Annotated in this window: 12 protein-coding genes and 4 tRNA genes; 10 read left to right on the plus strand and 6 right to left on the minus strand. The window is 62.3% G+C overall.

Annotated features, from left to right (window positions below):
- Positions 1-273 precede the first annotated feature (273 nt).
- Both VMI09_00205 and VMI09_00210 read left to right on the plus strand, forming a co-directional pair.
- Positions 274-2,025 (plus strand): thiamine pyrophosphate-binding protein, encoded by a 1,752-nt coding sequence (locus VMI09_00205; GenBank protein ID HTQ23090.1) that lies wholly within the window; start codon positions 274-276, stop codon positions 2,023-2,025.
- 65 nt (positions 2,026-2,090) lie between these two features.
- Positions 2,091-3,314, plus strand: coding sequence for a CaiB/BaiF CoA-transferase family protein (locus VMI09_00210; GenBank protein HTQ23091.1), 1,224 nt, complete (start codon positions 2,091-2,093; stop codon positions 3,312-3,314).
- Between the two features lie 420 nt (positions 3,315-3,734).
- Here the strand turns inward: VMI09_00210 and VMI09_00215 are convergent, their stop codons facing one another.
- The 3 genes from VMI09_00215 to VMI09_00225 form a co-directional block, all read right to left on the minus strand.
- Entirely contained in the window at positions 3,735-4,964 is a 1,230-nt protein-coding gene (locus tag VMI09_00215) for a CoA transferase (GenBank protein ID HTQ23092.1), read from the minus strand.
- Complete coding sequence (locus VMI09_00220) at positions 4,961-5,971, minus strand: MaoC family dehydratase (GenBank protein ID HTQ23093.1); 1,011 nt, start codon at positions 5,969-5,971, stop codon at positions 4,961-4,963. Before VMI09_00220 ends, VMI09_00215 begins: the two co-directional genes overlap by 4 nt.
- Before the next feature lie 139 nt (positions 5,972-6,110).
- Positions 6,111-7,277: a cobalamin-independent methionine synthase II family protein gene (locus VMI09_00225; protein ID HTQ23094.1), complete on the minus strand. Its 1,167-nt coding sequence runs from the start codon at positions 7,275-7,277 to the stop codon at positions 6,111-6,113.
- A 108-nt stretch (positions 7,278-7,385) separates the two neighbouring features.
- Here VMI09_00225 and VMI09_00230 point away from each other — a divergent pair, with 108 nt between their 5' ends.
- The 7 genes from VMI09_00230 to VMI09_00260 all read left to right on the plus strand — a co-directional run bounded on the left by VMI09_00230 (position 7,386) and on the right by VMI09_00260 (position 11,722).
- Positions 7,386-8,750: a TrpB-like pyridoxal phosphate-dependent enzyme gene (locus tag VMI09_00230; protein HTQ23095.1), complete on the plus strand. Its 1,365-nt coding sequence runs from the start codon at positions 7,386-7,388 to the stop codon at positions 8,748-8,750.
- A 71-nt stretch (positions 8,751-8,821) separates the two neighbouring features.
- Complete coding sequence (locus tag VMI09_00235; protein ID HTQ23096.1) at positions 8,822-9,892, plus strand: nitrilase-related carbon-nitrogen hydrolase; 1,071 nt, start codon at positions 8,822-8,824, stop codon at positions 9,890-9,892.
- A 48-nt stretch (positions 9,893-9,940) separates the two neighbouring features.
- Entirely contained in the window at positions 9,941-10,648 is a 708-nt protein-coding gene (locus tag VMI09_00240; GenBank protein ID HTQ23097.1) for an enoyl-CoA hydratase/isomerase family protein, read from the plus strand.
- A 680-nt stretch (positions 10,649-11,328) separates the two neighbouring features.
- Positions 11,329-11,402, plus strand: a tRNA-Pro gene (locus VMI09_00245).
- A gap of 3 nt (positions 11,403-11,405) precedes the next feature.
- Positions 11,406-11,482 (plus strand) — tRNA-Arg (locus VMI09_00250).
- A gap of 56 nt (positions 11,483-11,538) precedes the next feature.
- A tRNA-His gene (locus tag VMI09_00255) sits at positions 11,539-11,614 on the plus strand.
- A gap of 32 nt (positions 11,615-11,646) precedes the next feature.
- A tRNA-Lys gene (locus tag VMI09_00260) sits at positions 11,647-11,722 on the plus strand.
- 325 nt (positions 11,723-12,047) lie between these two features.
- Here the strand turns inward: VMI09_00260 and VMI09_00265 are convergent.
- From VMI09_00265 to VMI09_00275, 3 genes are all read right to left on the minus strand, one after another.
- Positions 12,048-12,356, minus strand: coding sequence for a helix-turn-helix transcriptional regulator (locus VMI09_00265; GenBank protein ID HTQ23098.1), 309 nt, complete (start codon positions 12,354-12,356; stop codon positions 12,048-12,050).
- Positions 12,357-12,848: 492 nt separating this feature from the next.
- The gene (locus VMI09_00270; GenBank protein HTQ23099.1) at positions 12,849-13,949 is read right to left on the minus strand and encodes a site-specific integrase; all 1,101 of its coding nucleotides are present in this window, start codon (positions 13,947-13,949) and stop codon (positions 12,849-12,851) included.
- Positions 13,950-14,093: 144 nt separating this feature from the next.
- On the minus strand, positions 14,094-14,414 hold the full coding sequence (locus VMI09_00275) for a hypothetical protein (protein HTQ23100.1): 321 nt from the start codon (positions 14,412-14,414) through the stop codon (positions 14,094-14,096).
- Between the two features lie 869 nt (positions 14,415-15,283).
- Between VMI09_00275 and VMI09_00280 the strand changes: the two genes are divergently transcribed.
- A complete protein-coding gene (locus tag VMI09_00280; protein HTQ23101.1) occupies positions 15,284-16,012 on the plus strand; it encodes a hypothetical protein in 729 nt (242 codons plus the stop codon).
- Positions 16,013-17,124 lie beyond the last annotated feature (1,112 nt).

Here is a 17,124-nt window from a genome sequence, read left to right on the forward strand (position 1 = left end):
CCAATCGCCCGCGCGCCGCTGCCGGGACCGCCCGCTTGATGCCCCGGATAGCTGCCTCTTATCAGAGAGCAGCGGCTTGCGGGTAGCGGATCGGAGGCGGCGCTGTCGGACATCCGCCCTCGATCGTCAAGAGCCCCGGGAAATCGGAGAGTCTGTTCAAAGCGAGTTTGACTGGGGATAACATGGTGCCCAAATCAAAAGGATGGGTATAGTTCCAAGGCACCGGGCCGGCGCGCGCAGGAACGAAGCCATGCCCGATGGAAAGGTCACGAAATGGCTGGCAACAAGAACGACAGCAGGCCGGGCGCGAGTCCCGTGTCGATTCTCGCGGAGCGCCGCGCGGCGCGTCCGCGCACAGGCGCGCAAATCCTCGTCGATCAGCTTCTCATCCATGGCGTCGAGACGGCCTACTGCGTGCCGGGCGAGAGTTACCTCGCGGTGCTCGACGCGCTCTACGACACGCGCGAGCAGATCCGCCTCATCGTGTGCCGCCAGGAGGGTGGCGCCGCCTACATGGCCGAGGCTTACGGCAAACTCACCGGCCGCCCGGGCATCTGCTTCGTGACGCGCGGCCCCGGCGCGACCAACGCGAGCGTCGGCGTACATACCGCGTACCAGGACTCGACGCCGATGATCCTCTTCATCGGCCAGGTCGCGCGCTCCTTCGTCGGGCGCGGCGCGTTCCAGGAACTCGACTTCTATCGGATGTACGGGCAGATGGCGAAATGGGTCGCGCGAATCGACGACGCGAGCCGCATCCCCGAGCTTATCGCGCGCGCTTTCGCGCTCGCGACTTCGGGACGGCCGGGCCCGGTGGCAATCGAACTGCCCGAGGACATGCTGCGCGAGGCGGCAACCGCCGTCGACGCGGCTCCCTACAAGACGGTGCAGGCAACTCCGGGCGCGGCCGAGATGGCGCGGCTGCGCGAGATGCTGGCGGCCGCGCGGAGTCCGCTGATGCTCCTTGGCGGCAGCACCTGGACGGCGCAGGCCGTCGCGGATATCTCCGCCTTTGTCGAAGCCAACCGGCTCGCGACCGCCAGCACCTTTCGCCGCCAGGACCATATCGACAATCTCCATCCCTGCTACGCGGGCGACCTCGCGATCGGTCCGAGCGCGAAGTTGGCCGAGCGCGTGGCCAATGCCGACCTCGTCATCGCGGTCGGATCGCGCCTTAGCGAAATCGTAAGCTCCGGCTACACGCTCTTCGACATCCCGCGCCCCCGGCAGACCCTCATCCACGTGCAGATGGGAGTCGAGGAACTCGGCCGCGTGTACCAGGCGGAGTTGCCGATCAACTCGGGCATGGCGCAGTTCGCGGCCGCTGCACGGGCGCTGAGGCCGGTGGATTCCGCCGCCTGGGCCGCGGCGACCGCCGCGGCCCACGCCGAATATCTCGAATACAGCCTGCCGGTGTCGAATCCGGGCGCGCTGCAACTGGCGGAGATCGTCGCAGCGCTGCGCGACCAGTTGCCGCGCGACACGATCGTCGCCAACGGCGGAGGCAACTTCGCCGGCTGGGTGCATCGCTTCTGGCGCTATCGCGAGTTCGGCACCCAACTCGGACCGACCAGCGGTTCGATGGGTTACGGCGTGCCGGCCGGGGTCGCCGCCGCGCTCGCGCATCCGGAGCGCACGGTGTTGTCGTTCTCGGGCGACGGATGCTTTTTGATGAACGGGCAGGAGATCGCGACTGCGATCCAGTACGGCGCCGCGCCGATCTTCTTCGTGGTCAACAACGGCATGTACGGCACGATCCGGATGCATCAGGAGCGCGAATACCCGGGACGCGTGAGCGGCACCGCATTGACCAATCCGGATTTCGCGGCGCTCGCGCGCGCCTACGGATTGCACGGCGAAACCTGCGAGCGCACCGCCGAATTCGCGCCCGCCTTCGAGCGCGCGCGCAAGGCCGGCCGCGCCGCGCTTATCGAGCTGCGCCTCGACCCCGAGGCGATCTCGACACGCACCACGCTGAGCAAGATCAGAGAGGCGTCGCTGGCGTCGAGGGCCAAAGCGAAATAGTCCGTCGGGAAAAAATACTCGGTTGCAGGAGAAAATGCTCAGTTGAAGGATGACGGTAGCGACTGATGGCCGGTCCGCTCAGCCATGTCCGCGTGCTGGAGCTCTCGCGCGTGCTCGCCGGACCGTGGGCCGCGCAGACGCTCGCCGACCTCGGCGCCAGCGTGATCAAGGTGGAAAAGCCGGGCGCCGGCGACGACACCCGCACCTACGCTCCGCCATACGCGCGCACCCGCGACGGCGCCGAGAGCAGCGAGTCGGCGTATTTTCTTTCGACCAACCGCGGCAAGCGCTCGGTGACGATCGATTTCATCCGCTCGGAAGGCCAGAAACTGGTGCAGGCGCTGGCTGCGCAGAGCGACGTCGTGATCGAAAATTTCAAGGTCGGCGGGCTCGCGAAATACGGCCTCGACTATCCTTCGCTGCGCGCGCTCAATCCCGGACTCGTCTATTGCTCGATCACCGGCTTCGGCCAGACCGGACCGTATAGCCACAAACCCGGCTACGATTTCATGATCCAGGGTATCGGCGGCCTGATGAGCATCACCGGCGAACCCGACGATCACCCAGGCGGCGGTCCGGTAAAGGTGGGCGTGGCCGTGGCCGACGTCTTCACGGGCCTTTACGCGGCGATCGCGATCCTCGGCGCGCTGTCATATCGCGACCGCACCGGCGAGGGCCAGCACATCGACCTCGCGCTGCTCGACACGCAGGTGGCGGTCCTCGCCAATCAGGCAATGAACTATCTTGTGACCGGCGTCGCGCCGAGGCGGCTTGGCAACTCCCATCCGAATATCGTTCCCTATCAGGTGTTCGCGGCGAGCGACGGCCATCTTATCGTCGCCGTCGGCAACGAGACCCAGTTCGCGCGGATGTGCGAGGTGATCGGACGCTCCGAGCTCGCGAGCGATGCGAGGTTTGCGACCAACGCCGCGCGAGTCAATCATCGCGACGAGATCGTCGCTACCCTGCAGGAGATTTTCGCTACGCGCACGATGCGCCACTGGCTAGACGCTCTCGAGCGCGTCGGCGTGCCATGTGGCCCTATCAACACGATCGCCGACGTGTTTGCCGATCCGCAGGTGCAGGCGCGCGGCCTGCGCCTCGACCTGCCGCATCCGGCGATCGGATCGGTCCCTTCGGTCGCAAATCCGATCAGATTTTCGGCAACGCCGATCGCTTACCGCTCGGCGCCGCCGATGCTCGGCGCCGACACCGACGAAATCCTGCGCGAGACGCTCGGCGTCTCTCCCGACGAGATCGCGCGCCTGCGCAACGCAGGCGTCATCTGAGACTGCCCTCCTCATGTCCTGGCGACAAGGAGGCGCGGCTGCGAACAATTACAATCGCTGATTTTCTGAAACTCCCTCCCGCGTGTTTTGGGAGAGGGCCAGGGTGGGGGTCCAGGGCGGTTCTAAATGTCTGCGAGAACGGCCCTTCTTCGACACTCCGCGCGAGTCGAAGGACCTCGCACAGTCCTCCGCACATATTCACGGCGTAACGTCGTCTGAACCAAGCGATACTTCCCAACCGGGGCTGGCTCTTCTGTCATCCTGAGCGAGCGCTGCGCGAGACGAAGGATCCCGATTTTTACTGAGCTGCCCAAACTCCGGGTTCCCTCGACTCCGGAAGCCTTCGCTCGGGATGACTGAAAAAAAGAGTTTCCTCCGACCGGTGAGCGAGTGATTTTTGGAAATGAGAACCAACGGCGCTCAGCGCTTCATCTTCGCGCCCATGACCACGCCCTTGTCGTGCAGCGCGGCGATCTCGCGCGAACCCATTCCCAGCACGTCGGCCAGCACCTCGTCGGTATTTTCGCCGAGCAGCGGCGCGCGCCCCACCGGCACGCGCGGCACGGCCGAAAAGTCGAGCGGCGAACCCGGCATCAGGTACGTCCCCACCCCCGGATGCTCGACCTCGCCGAAGATCGGATTCGCCGTCGAGCAGCGCGGATCCTCCTTCACCAGCTGGCGGAAAGTCTGGTAGGGGCCCCACGAAACGTTGGTGCCCGCGAACCTCTCGCGGATCGTCGCAAGATCGCGCGAGGCGAACCACGGCCGCAGGATCGCGGCGATCAGGTCGCGAGCCTGGAACCGCCCGCTCTCGGTGTCGAGGTCCTGGCTGGTCGCCTGCTCGACGCTCGCGCATGCCTCGGCGATTCCCGTCGCCTCCTTGAGCGCGGTCCACTGGCGCGCGGTCAGCGCGACGACCATCACGCGCCGTCCGTCCCGGGTCTCGAAGTCGTGGCCGAACGCCCCGTACAGGTAGTTGCCGTCTTTCTGCTGATCGCGACCGCCGAGTTCTGCCTCCGCGATACGGCCGAGATTCCCGACCATCGCAAACGCCACGTCCGAGAGCGAAAGATTCACCAGTTGTCCCTCGCCGGTCAGGCGGCGATGGCGCTCGGCCGCGAGCAGTCCGACCGTCGCGAGCGTGCCGAGTGCGATGTCCCACGCGGGCAGGATGCTGTTGAGCGGCTCGGCGAGATTGCGCGGCCCGGTCGCCCACGGGAACCCGGTCGCCGGGTTGACCGTGTAATCGACCTCGCTGGTGCCGTCGGGATTGCCGGTGAGCGCGACCATCACGAGGTCTGCGCGGCGCTGGCGCAGCGCGTCGTATTCGAGCCATCCGCGCGCGGGAAAATTGGTCAGAAAGATGCCCGCGTTCTCGCCCGGCGCGGCGATCAGCGCCGCCACCAGCTCGCGCCCCTCGGGCGTGCGGACGTCGATTTGAATCGAACGCTTGCCCTTGTTGAGCCCGGCCCAGAACAGGCTCTGGCCGTCGGCCGCGAGCGGCCATCTATGGTAGTCGAGCCCGCCGCCGATCTGGTCGAAGCGGATCACGTCTGCGCCCATCTGCGCGAGCGTCATCCCGCCGAGCGGCGCGGCCACGAACGCGGAGCCTTCCACCACGCGAAGGCCGGAGAGGATTCCAGCGCTCATGCCATCACTCCTATGAAGCGCCAGTCGAGCACGTCCTCTGAATTTTGCTTACCGCCTTCGCGCTCGGCGCGCACGCGCGAGCGCAGATGCACCAGTCCGCCGCCGCCGGGCAGCGGATCGGCGCGTTCGAGTTCGATCGTGCTGCGCAAGGTGTCGCCCTCGCGCACCGGCGCAAGGTGATCGCATCCGTGCCAGGCGACGATCGTGACCAGGTTCGGCAGCGCGCGCGTCACCTGTGCCGCCGCAAGGCCGATCGTGTGGCCGCCGTAAACCAGCCGGCCCGCCGGACTCGACGCGGCGTCATGATGGGCCATCGCGATATTCAACGTCAGACGCGCAAGCTCCGGCGCCGCCGAAACGACATCGCCGCCCGTAACCTCGAAGGTCGTCCCGGCGGCAAGGTCGGCGAAGTGCGCGCCGCGCGCGGCCTCGCGAAACGCTTTCAGGTTCCAGCCCTCGATCGGCGCCGTCAGTGCGCGCGGGTCGATTTCCTGACCGATTTTTTCGAGGTCGGCGTTGTGTCCGGTCTGCCCTTCCGGATTGCGCAGCGGCAGCATAGCGCAGCGCGTATAGTCGAGCACCGCCCGCCCCTTCTGATCAACCGTGCGTATGCGCAAGCCGGCAAGCCCCGTCGCAGCGCGCCCCGGGCGCGGACGATTCTGCCTTAAGCCGACGACCTCGGTCGTCGTATAGAGAGTGTCACCGATCGCGGGGGCGCGGCGAAACATGAAGCCGCGATAGAACAGGTTCGCGATCACGCGCTGCGTGAACAGCGTCGACTGGCCGTTCGCGACGTCCCACACCAGTGCCGGATGGGCGAGCACGGAGCCAAGCACGCGACGGCTCAGCTCCGCATCGAGCGCAAGCCGCATCCTGTCCCCCACAATCGCACCGTGCGCGGCCGCTACGCCCTCGGTAAGCGTCAGGGACGGGGCACTGTCGGCAACGAGTCCAACGTGAAGGTCGTCAAAGAACGGACCGCCGACCGTTTGCGTAGCCGGGCTCATGGTTCCTCTCAGTACATTGGGATGTAAATCGCGTTATACCACCTCAGCGGCGTTTGAGCATTCGCGAGCGCGGATACGCCCGTGGCGCAATCGGCGTCGATCTGGCCGCGCCGGGATGTTCAAGCCGCCGGCGGCGAACCTATGCCTCGCGGAAGGCAAACCGCGGGTCGGCGGCGCGCACCTCGACCTCTGGCAGGCCCAGTTCCTTGCGCACGATATTCGTCCCCATCACCAGCGAGACGCACTTGTAAAAGGCTATCCGTCGCGAGAGCCCCTCGCGTCCGAAGCCGCAATCGGCGCTGATGATCAGGCGCTCGGGCGGCACGTGCTCGAGCGCCTTGCGAATCAGATTGGCGACCAACGCGGGCGGCTCGACGGTGGTGGCGGTGTGATTGATCACGCCGATCGCGATCTTCTTGGCGGTCTTGTGATGCTTGAGCAGCGCCAGGTCGCGTCCGTTGCTGCTCGCGCATTCCAATCCCACCACGTCGGCATTGAGCGCCAGCAGGTACGGCAGCGATCGCTCGTAGCTCGGGCGCTCCCAGTAGAAGCTCTGCTGGTTCGGATTGCCCCAGCAGGTGTGCGCCCAGATTTCCGTGTTCACGCCCTCGACTTCGCGGTTGAACGCGCGGGTGTAGAACTCGAGGTCCTTTTCCGTAGCCGGCGGATTGGTGCAGCAGGCGAAGTGATGCGGCGGCTCTTCGACCTGGATCACCGGGCAGCCCGCAGCCGCGAGTTCGCGCAGCTCCTCGTTGAGCGCTGCGGCCAGGTCCATCGTCAGCTCCTGGTCGTTCTTGTAGTGCTCGTTCCATAGCATCATCGGCAGACAGGTCGCGCTGATCGCGCCGAATTTGACCGGCTTGGGCGTCATCCGCTGCGCGGTCTTCCAGAGCGCGCTGTAATGAAGCGGTCCGCGGGTGATTTTTCCGGTGACGGCCGGCGGATGGTAGGCCTCCTGGACCTCGTAAAGGATATGGCCGGGCTTGATGTCGGCGTATTCCAGAAAGTGCGAGGTGTCGCGATAGCCCGAGATACCGCCAAGGCGTTCGATCACGTAAAAGAACCACGAACGCCCGCCGACCTCGAGGTCGAAGCGGGTGTCGCCGTCGGTCAAGACGTCGAGTCCGGCGCGCTCCTGCTCGTTGATGTAGCAGGCGACCGCGTCCACGTACTGCTCGCGATAGAGCGAATCGCCCATCGCGATCTTGAACGGCCGTCCGCGGAGGCTCTCGGTGAACCAGGCCGGCTTCGGGAACGACCCGACCATCGCCGTTGCAAGTTTCTTGTCCCGTGTACCGTTCAGCATCGCACGTCACCTCAGCCTTGGAATGCGCCAGATGCAGGCTGATTTACAGCCTGCGCGGATGAGTGTAAAGCAGCGGCATACGAATCGACGCTCAGTCGCGGGTGTTCAATGCAGCAGGTAAAGTTTCTTCTCGACGAGTCCGACATCCCGGAGCACTGGTACAACGTGGTGGCCGACATGCCGAATCCGCCGGCGCCGCCGCTAGATCCCGACGGCAAGCCAATCGGTCCCGAGGCGCTCGCGGCGATTTTTCCGGAAACGATCATCGAGCAGGAAGTCTCGCGCGAGCGCTGGATTCCGGTCCCCGAGCCGGTGCGCGAGATCTACCGGCAATGGCGTCCGTCGCCGATGTACCGGGCGCTGCGTCTCGAGCAGGCGCTCGGCACTCCCGCGCGCATCTATTACAAGTACGAGGGCGTGAGCCCTGCGGGCTCGCACAAGCCTAACACTTCCGTCGCGCAGGCCTACTACAATCACCTCGCCGGCGTTCATCGCCTCGCGACCGAGACCGGCGCCGGCCAATGGGGCTCGGCGCTCGCGATGGCGGGGCAGATGTTCGGGATCGAAGTCCGCGTTTACATGGTGCGCGTGAGCTACGAGCAGAAGCCCTTTCGGCGCTCGATGATGGAGACCTGGGGCGCCGAAGTGATCGCGAGCCCGAGCACCAATACCAACTCCGGCCGCCGCGTGCTGGCGAACGACCCCGACTCTCCGGGTTCTCTGGGTATTGCGATCTCGGAAGCGGTCGAAGAAGCCGCGCAACGCAAGGATACCAATTACGCGCTCGGATCGGTACTCAATCACGTTCTGCTCCATCAGACGGTGATCGGCCTGGAAGCGCAAAAGCAGTTCGCCAGGGCCGGCGACTATCCCGACGTGGTAATCGCATGCTGCGGCGGCGGATCGAATTTCGGCGGCACCGCGTTTCCGTTTTTCGCCGACAAAGCGGCCGGACGCGACGTGCGGCTGCTTGCGGTCGAGCCCGAGTCCTGCCCCACGCTGACGCGCGGGCATTACGCCTACGACTCCGGCGACGCGGCCGGGCTTACGCCGCTGATGCTGATGTACACGCTTGGGCGCAATTTCGTGCCGCCGCGAATTCATGCCGGTGGACTCCGCTACCACGGCGACTCGCCGCTGGTCTCGCAGCTTCATCACGAGGGGCTGGTGGAAGCGGTGGCCGTGCCGCAGCGCGCGACCTTCGAGGCCGGGATCGCGTTCGCACGCGCCGAGGGCATCATCCCCGCGCCGGAAAGCAATCATGCGATCCGCGCGGCTATCGACGAAGCGCTCATTTGCAAGCGGACCGGCGCGCCGAAAACGATCTTCTTCACCCTCTCGGGCCACGGCCATTTCGACATGGCGGCCTACGACCGCTACCTAAGCGGCCAGCTCGAGGACAGCACGTATCCGGACGAAGCGATCAGAGCGGCGCTGGCAGAGCTTCCCAAGGTCGCCCCTCAGCTGTCGTGAGCGGCGCGCGGCTGGACAACTCTGGCAGGCAGCCGCTTGAACGAGTCGATACCGGGACAGGGGAGCGCAGCATGATCAAGCCTTACACCGCCGTCGGATTGATCCCCACGGTCCGCGGCATCCGCAAGCGCGAGGATATCAAGCTCAACCTCGAGCACACGGCGCACATGTGCAAGGCTGCGGCCTGGCTCTCGAGCCTCGACCTGCCGGTGCGCCTGATCGCGCTGCCCGAGGGCGCGCTGCAGGCCTTCAACGACGAGGTGCTCGACCTCGACCACGTGCAGTACGCGCGCGAGTGCGCGATCGACCTCCCCGGCCCGGAGACCGACGCGCTCGGTGCGCTCGCCCGCCAGTACGACGCCTTCATCATGGCGCAGGCCAAGGCGCACCATCCCGACTGGAAGGACCGCTTTTTCAACGTCGGCTTCATCATCGACCCGCAGGGCGAAATCATCCTGCGCCATTACAAAGTCTCGCCGCTCTTTCCGGTCGAGCACTCGGTCTGCCCGCACGATATCTTCGATTGGTGGGTGGAGAAGTACGGCTGCACGCTCGACGCGTTCTGGCCGGTGGCCGACACGGAAATCGGCCGGCTCGGGATCATGATGGCGAACGAGGGCTCATATCCGGAGAACGCGCGGGCGCTCGCGATGAACGGCGCCGAAGTCGTGTATCGCGGATCGTATCCGCATCCTGCTACCGGCAACGAGCTATTCGAGATTCAGAGCCGGGCGCGCGCGCTCGACAACAATATGTACATAGTCGCACCCAATCTGGGCACGTACTATCTATTTCCGGATAGCGACTTGCCGATCGACACCTTCGGCGGACGTTCTTTCGTCATCAATCATCGCGGACAAATCGTCGGCAAACAGGAATATGGCGGTTGCTCGACCTACGTGGCCGGAGTGATCGATATCGAGGCGCTGCGCTACCATCGCGGCCACACGCAGTGGGACAACTGGCTGAAGGATCTGCGGACCGAGCTTTACCGGATGCTGTACCAGGAGCCAATCTATCCGAAGAATCTCTACCTCGACCGCGTCCCGATGAAGCATCAGGAATACCGCAAGTCGGTGATCGAAAAGCAGATCGCCCTGATGCATCAGCGGGGCATCTGGAAGAAATCGTCGTACGAATAAACCCGGCATTTGCGGTGGGTAACGGCATTTGAACCGATGAGCGCTTCGATGGCGGCAAAGACGCCCGCAGATTTCCTGTTCGCGAAAGACGGCCCGGTCACCACCATCACTTTCAACCGGCCCGAGCGGCGAAACTGCATGAATCGCGAAGTGATGGCCGAGTTCGAGCACCTCGTCCATCGCGTGCGCGACGACCGCGAAACCCGCGTGCTGATCGTCACCGGCACCGGCGCCGCCTTTTCCGCAGGCGCGGACCTCTCGGGGGCGGACGGCGCCAAAGACCCCGAGGCACGCCGACGCTTTTTCGCCGAGCGCAACGCGGGACTGGCGCGAACGATCGGCCGCTCGTTCGATCAGATAAGCCGGCTCGATTGCATGACGATCGCCGCCGTCAACGGTTACGCGGTCGGCGGAGGATGGGCGCTCGCGCTCGCCTTCGATTTCACCATTGCGGCGGAGGAGGCGGAGTTCTGGGTGCCGGAGGTAGATCTGGGTGCGCCGTTCACAGGCGGTCCGGCAATCGTTATGGCGGCGCGGATGGGCCCCTGGCGCGCAAAGGAGGCTGCGGTGCTCTGCCGCCATTATACGGCGCGCGAATTGTTCGACCTGGGGATGGTCAACCGGGTGGTCAAAGCGCGGGCCTTAGCCAAAGCCGCGCGCGAACTTGCGGATACGCTACTAAAGAAACCATTTAAAGCGGCAAGCGCGACGAAACATTTCATCGATGGGGTTTTTCTGACGCCACGTCTCTATTGAGACGCTCCGAAGGCGACGAACCTGTGTCGACGAGAACGGGGAAGTGGCCGGGCTACCGTAATTACCGCACGTTGGGGGACCTACGGAGGTAGCCCGGCCTTGCTTGGGGACAAGCGCTGGTAGTTCTCGGGGGAGACCGACAGCGCGGTTTTTAGTGCAGCAATTCCTATGCCCACGAAAAACAGATCGTGAATTGCGGAGTTTCCGCCGTCTTAGCGGCCCATTCAATTCCTGAAATGCGACACAATCAATCGAAGAACGTCAAAAACGCAGTCTAAGCGATTGATTTCAGCCGTCATTCGCAAAACGCGGGAGATTCGCCCGCAGGTGTCCCATCTGATCCCCAATCTCGGCGAATCGTCGAGGCCATGGCTGACTCTTTGGCGGCAGCGCCGCTCAAGAGTGGGCAGGTGCCTGAATTTTGAGCGCTTTAAGTTTGCGATATGTCTGAATCGAGCAGACCTGAGAATCGAAAGCGCGGCCATGGGCTCATCGCTGTCGATAGCGGCGGGGCGATCGATATTGTTCGTCGCGATGAAGATTGTTCGTCGCGATGAAGCGTGAATCATTCGATCTCGTACTTTGCGCGATGTCGTGCTTCGCGCGCGATCTCACGGGTCGTCGCGCGCGGCGCGATTCGCGGTTGAGGGGCAAACCTGCGTATGTTATTCGATATGGTTCGGGGCGTGGCGCAGCCTGGTAGCGCACCTGCCTTGGGAGCAGGGGGTCGGCCGTTCAAATCGGCTCGCCCCGACTCGCGCCAGTAGCTCAGGTGGAAAGAGCAACGGCCTTCTAAGCCGTGGGTCAGGGGTTCGAATCCCTTCTGGCGCGCCAGGCGTGCCTTGAAAGTCCGACCCGGGCGAACGGGCCGGCAGACGACATATACAGTGGTGAGTGTAGCTCAGTTGGCAGAGCATCGGGTTGTGGCCCCGGCGGTCGAGGGTTCAAGTCCCTTCACTCACCCCATCAAATCCTGCTAAGAACGTACTCCCTTCGGTGGGCCGTTAGCTCAGTTGGTAGAGCAGCTGACTCTTAATCAGCGGGTCCGGAGTTCGAGTCTCCGACGGCCCACCAAAAAACCTCGGAAGAACAAAGCTTTTCTCTGAGGCAAATGCGGACATCGCGGCACCAATTCGCCGAATTGTCCGCATTGTGTCCGCATTTGTCAAGAGACGAGTCGCCGATGCCTTCGAAAGGGCGGCGGCCGAAGAGTGCGGCGGCCGAACCGTAAATCCAAGATCACTCGCCCAGATCGCGAAATGAGGCTTACCGATTCTCGCGGGGGCGCTTACAACGTGATTCAGGGTACGCGCTTCCCCACAGGAGGCCTTCGTAGATCTCCTTCTGACGTGGGGCATTCACAGGCAGTACTGGCCGGCACTCTCGCGGTGGTGGAACCTCACGCCGCTTGGTGGTGCGGAGAGCGGCGGGCAGGAGCGAGTCGAAGCTGGACCCGGATGCCAGCGCGGGTCAGCATGTCGATGAGCGTCTCGATGCTAAACAAGTCGATCTTTCCGCGCACAAGATCGCTGATCCTCGGCTGGGTTACTCCCAAGAGCTTTGCGGCGGAGTTCTGCGTCAGCTTGCGTGCCTGGATGAGCCGCTTGAGTTCCGCCATCAACCGAGCGCGCAAACGGAGGCTTTCCGCCTCTTTAGGCGCGAACCCAAGGTCCCTGAATACGTTTCCGGATGACCGTTCGATATTCATCACTTGCTTCTAAACCTTTGTCGCGACGCGCCGAGTCCTCACGAGCTCCTGCAGTCGAGATCGGGCCAAGTCCAAGTCTGGTTTAGGCGTCTTCCGAGTCTTCTTCTCGAATGCATGAAGCACGTAAACCGCTTCCTCGAACTTCGCCACGTAAAATACTCGATGCTCTCGTCCAGTGCGCACTCTGATCTCTTCTACGCCGGCGCCGACGGAAGACATCGGCTTCCAGTCGGACGGTTCGAGCCCAGATTGCACCAAAAACAGCTCGTATCCGGCCCGCCGTCTGGCGTCGACCGGAAAGTTCCTGATATCGCTCCGTGACGAGCCGAGCCAGAAGAGCGCCTTCGGCATCCGTTTACTCAATATACAAGTTTTTGTATCAGGCGTCGAGCCTAACCGGTGATCGTTGATCGCGAGCGCTGCCTTGGCCACCTAGCGCATGAAGATCGAAGGTCGCAGAAGCGGGTAACGGTCTCCCTCGAAGTCAAAATTTTATGGTTCGCGACCCGATCTCGGACGGACACCGATCGGGGTGACCTTCGTCTGATTCCGTTGGGCGGCCAAATGGGATTGCAGACGCTCGGCGGCTTGCTCAAGATCGGCCTCGCTCACGATGTTGTAGCGATCGAAGATGCTTCGCGTCTTGTGTCCTGACAAAGTCATTGCGACCCGATCTGGAATCCCGGCCCGGACCATGTTGCGCACAGCCGTTCTCCGGAGATCGTGCACAAGCAACTTGCCCAATCCCGCCGCCTTGCAGGCGTTGGACCAAGCCTTCCGGAAATCGCCGATGGGCTCGGCGCGCCGATGGAATACAAAAGGGCAACCGAGTTGCCGCGCACCATGCGCTCGCTCAATGATTTCCAGCAGTTCGCCCGAAAGGGGCAAAACACGGCCATCCTTGTTCTTGCTGACTTCTGGCCGCAGCCGAACCAACCTGCCGGCGAGATCAACGTCACGCCACTCGAGCGCCTTCATCTCGCTCACCCGCCATCCGGACAGGTACAGAAATGTTATAGGCTCGCGGAGATACTCTGGCAGATTGTCGCGCAGTGCGACGAACGCACCGTGGTCGACGAATCCCTGGCGCGCATTGTCCTCGTGAAGCTTCGGAATGTATGGCGTTCCGCTCAGCCGGCCGTCTTGAACGGCGAGACTGAACATCCGCTTCAGCGCCGCCAGCTCACGGTTTATGCTCGCGTTGGCTGCGCCCTCGCGCTGCCTGGTTCGCGCGTACGCTTTGATCTGATCGGTGGTGATGTCAATCGCCCGTTCGAGCCCGAAGACCTCGCGCAGATGGCTGATCGATAGTTGCGCGGAGCGCAGCGAACGCCGCCGGTTGATCTCGTAATCGGTCAACAGCGCTTTCGCCAAGTCCTCGAAGGTAGCACGCTCTTCGCGCGGTCCCGTAACGCGTCCGATTCCCGCCTCTCCGATTCGCTTCTTAAGCAGCTTGCGCGCCTGAGCCTCATTATCCGAGTGCGAGCTTTCCCGGTATTCCTTCCCTCTATGGTAAAAGGCAATCCAATAAATTGGGCCGCGCCTGAAAATGCGGCCCATACCTCGGAATGATTTGCGTTCCTCGCGTTCCAAAATCTTCAGTAGCCCAGTACGTTCCGAATCTCCAAATGAATAGAGCGCAGTAGCCGACCGGAGAATCGGACGCTCTCGCCGCTCCTCACCACGATAGATCGGGTTTGAGAAGCAGCTCTGTTAATCATGGCCGCCGGTGACCTTTCAACCGAGACGCTTGCGGATATACTCTTCTATCCCCAGTTCGGAGAAACGCAGTAACCTGCCGTGCCGCACGGTGAATCGAAGATTCCTGTGATGCCGGTAGAGCCAATCAGGCGTGACACCGAGTTTTTCGCCGGCTTCGTCTACATTTAGGAGCCTATCGCCCCGCCCTCGTTCGCGGTCATCCGATAGCACGTGTGAGCGTTCGGCTTCGAGGCGATGAAGCAGATTGAGTGCTTCGATCGCCTGTGTCTTGAGCGCCTGTGCCGTATCGTTGTCGAGCACCCTGAGCTTACCAGGGTCCACCACCAGTTCCTCCAACCTTGGGACTGCGAAGAGTCCCGCCACGCCCGACTGTCGCGGCCCTCGGCGCGAGCTACCATCGGCCCGCGACTTCGGCATGCTTCACCTCTGCAGTCAGTATGAATTGTACTGGGTTCGCGGTAGTGCCTTCTTCCGACGGGACGGCTTGCCGCTGGATAGGACTCGATGAAGTGCACTGACGCGTTCATGGAAAATGAGCTACGCGCTTTCCAATGTGCATGAATTCGAAGGAGCCGCGGCCAGCGCCAAGATAATGGCCGGTCAGCCGCGATTGACACTCGAAGATGGCTAAAAGTAAAGGTTTGCAAGTCTCTCTTGCCATCAGACATTTTGACGTGCCATTTCATCAAATATTCATCTATTTGGCTCTAAAACATCGAAAACTTATAGCTCGCCTGCTCGCTTCAGTTACAGCTCAACTCTTGCGCTAAGCTATAAATCCTTTGGGCCGAAAGATCGCGGGGTTCGATTCCCCGCCTGGGATTTGAGACGCTCGCAACTTCTCTGCTGGTACCTCCCGGCACGCCGCTGTGCCGATGCGCCATATTCGATACGATCATGTCGTTGGCGCAAGAAATACAGCTCGTAATGCGCCAATCTTTGATTCCACTTTGGCATGCGCTTTATCCAAAGCAGGACTAGCTTTGATCGCACTTTCTCCGTCGGCTGGTTTGTTGACGACGCTGGGTGATACAAAAAGGTGTCGTGGCCGACCAAGGGCTGACTTCCTTGGGTCTCGCGAGAGTCTCTTTGCCGGGGCTGGGTACTGGCCGAGGAAGGAAAGGAGTGAGGAGGGGATCGTCCTACTGCGTCAGGGTTTGGCTGCTAACCGGGACGTGGGAGCCAAGGTAACGCAAGCGTATTTTATGGCTGCGCTGACCGGAGCGTACGGGAAAATGGGGCAAGTAAAGGAAGGGCTTGCGGTAGTGGCCGAGGCACTGGAGCTAGTGAGCAAAGCTGGCGAGCGTTTCTACGAGGCCGAGCTGTATCGGCTGAAAGGCGAGCTGGCACTAAAACAATCCGAAGTCCAGGGTCCGGAGTCTGAAGTCCATAAGGCAGCCGAAACGTGTTATCTGAGGGCCATAGAAACTGCCCGCCAGCAGCAGGCGAAATCGCTGGAGTTGCGCGCCACGACGAGCCTCGCGCGGCTGCTCGCGAAGCAGGGCCGCCGCGGCGAGGCGCGCGCGATGCTGGCCGAGATCTACAACTGGTTCACCGAAGGCTTCGACGCCGCAGACTTGATGGAAGCCAAGGCCCTGCTCGGGCACTTAAGTGCCTCGCCCATGCTGCGCGTGCACGCCTTCTCCATGGCGCACGAGGCCAAGAAGGGTTTGCCGACGCCATTTTATCCACCTTGCCTTGGATTACCGCCTGTCATCGTAACCACTTCCTTGACCGACAGTCAGTGCATCCGAAATCCAGTTTTCTCGCGTAACCAACCGCCAAGCGGGCCCGCGGTAGCCATCAGCACAAAACCAAGAAGCATTAGCATTATCGGAGTTCGCGGGTCTTCGAATATCCCGAAGCTGTCCGAATGCGCCTCCGGTGATTCAGGGGCTATTTCTGGGCTTTGTTCAACAGGTGGCCCGGTGTAACCGACTGAGACACGGTCATGTCTGGCGGATCCCCCAAAACTATGAACCATCTTGTGACCATCGCGCCTCAACCTAAGCCGTGGATCGGATGAAGAGACGCAAACCGCGTAGTGGTATAGGAGCATCTCGAACTGGATATCCGGAGAAATGATGTCAGCGCTCAGAGACATCCGCGTCATGTTGTTCCGCTGTTCCTCGCAGTCCGCAGCAGTTCCGGCCGAATCCATTTCGGTCCACTGGCTAAGCGGCGCTTTCAGCTGAAGCGGACCGGGCGGATCGCCGGGAACAAAAGGCGGTACAATCAGGTGCCATCCTGCAGCGGTGGAAGTTCGGATAGTTCCGCTCGATGAGCAACTGGCTCCAGGTTTCATAAACTCGAGAATGATCAGGACGACGATTGAACCCCTTAACCATTTGGTGTCAAGCATGACTTTCCCCTTTCGTTACCAGTGCAGAGCCTTAATCTGACCGGTTGACTGAGGCCGCGACCGAAAGGTCCGGAGACGCTGTTATTTCACCACCGCCCCGCTCTCGCTGAACTGGCAATGCGCGCAAACTGCGGGAACTGGAAAAGCGGACTATCAGAATTATTGCGCGGGATGTCATGGAACAGGCGGGACAGGGGCTAAGGACGTAGATATTCCGGGCCCCGACTTAACGCATCTGAGCAAAAAGAACGGAGGCAGTTTTCCCTTTCAGGAAGTCTACGACGTGATCGACGGTCGCAAGCTGGCTGCAGCGCATAAGCGCCTTCTGGATATGCCATTGTGGGGCGTGTATTTCGAGCCGCAAGGTGTTTCCAAAGGTGCCTCGGAGGCGGAAGTCAAATCCCGAATCACTGCTCTCGTGCGTTACGTCCAAAGCCTTCAATCAACTGGAACCGCTACATCGACGGGAACGCAGCAGTAACACCGGAGCCTCGCTGCAGCTTACTCCTCTGGCTCTTGCGTCGGGTCTTGTTCTTGAACATGGGGATGCTGGATCCATCGCCTTGGTGTCGTCAGACTCGAGCTGATCCGGTGTTGGCGTGGTCTGAGCCTGCGCGAGTATGGCTTGCGACAACGCCAGCAGCAGGATCGAACACAATGTGGCGCACTTGATTGCAGACCTAG

It is taken from the genome of Candidatus Binataceae bacterium (assembly GCA_035500095.1).
In the GTDB taxonomy this organism is placed as follows: domain Bacteria; phylum Desulfobacterota; class Binatia; order Binatales; family Binataceae; genus JAKAVN01.

Excerpts from the sequence above, each read along its gene's own strand:
- VMI09_00235 (HTQ23096.1), top strand. The coding sequence starts at position 8,822 with ATGATCAAGCCTTACACCGCCGTCGGATTGATCCCCACGGTCCGCGGC.
- VMI09_00225 (HTQ23094.1), bottom strand. The coding sequence starts at position 7,277 with ATGCTGAACGGTACACGGGACAAGAAACTTGCAACGGCGATGGTCGGG.
- VMI09_00240 (HTQ23097.1), top strand. The coding sequence starts at position 9,941 with ATGGCGGCAAAGACGCCCGCAGATTTCCTGTTCGCGAAAGACGGCCCG.
- VMI09_00220 (HTQ23093.1), bottom strand. The coding sequence starts at position 5,971 with ATGAGCCCGGCTACGCAAACGGTCGGCGGTCCGTTCTTTGACGACCTT.
- VMI09_00215 (HTQ23092.1), bottom strand. The coding sequence starts at position 4,964 with ATGAGCGCTGGAATCCTCTCCGGCCTTCGCGTGGTGGAAGGCTCCGCG.
- VMI09_00265 (HTQ23098.1), bottom strand. The coding sequence starts at position 12,356 with ATGAATATCGAACGGTCATCCGGAAACGTATTCAGGGACCTTGGGTTC.
- VMI09_00230 (HTQ23095.1), top strand. The coding sequence starts at position 7,386 with ATGCAGCAGGTAAAGTTTCTTCTCGACGAGTCCGACATCCCGGAGCAC.
- VMI09_00280 (HTQ23101.1), top strand. The coding sequence starts at position 15,284 with ATGGCTGCGCTGACCGGAGCGTACGGGAAAATGGGGCAAGTAAAGGAA.
- VMI09_00210 (HTQ23091.1), top strand. The coding sequence starts at position 2,091 with ATGGCCGGTCCGCTCAGCCATGTCCGCGTGCTGGAGCTCTCGCGCGTG.
- VMI09_00205 (HTQ23090.1), top strand. The coding sequence starts at position 274 with ATGGCTGGCAACAAGAACGACAGCAGGCCGGGCGCGAGTCCCGTGTCG.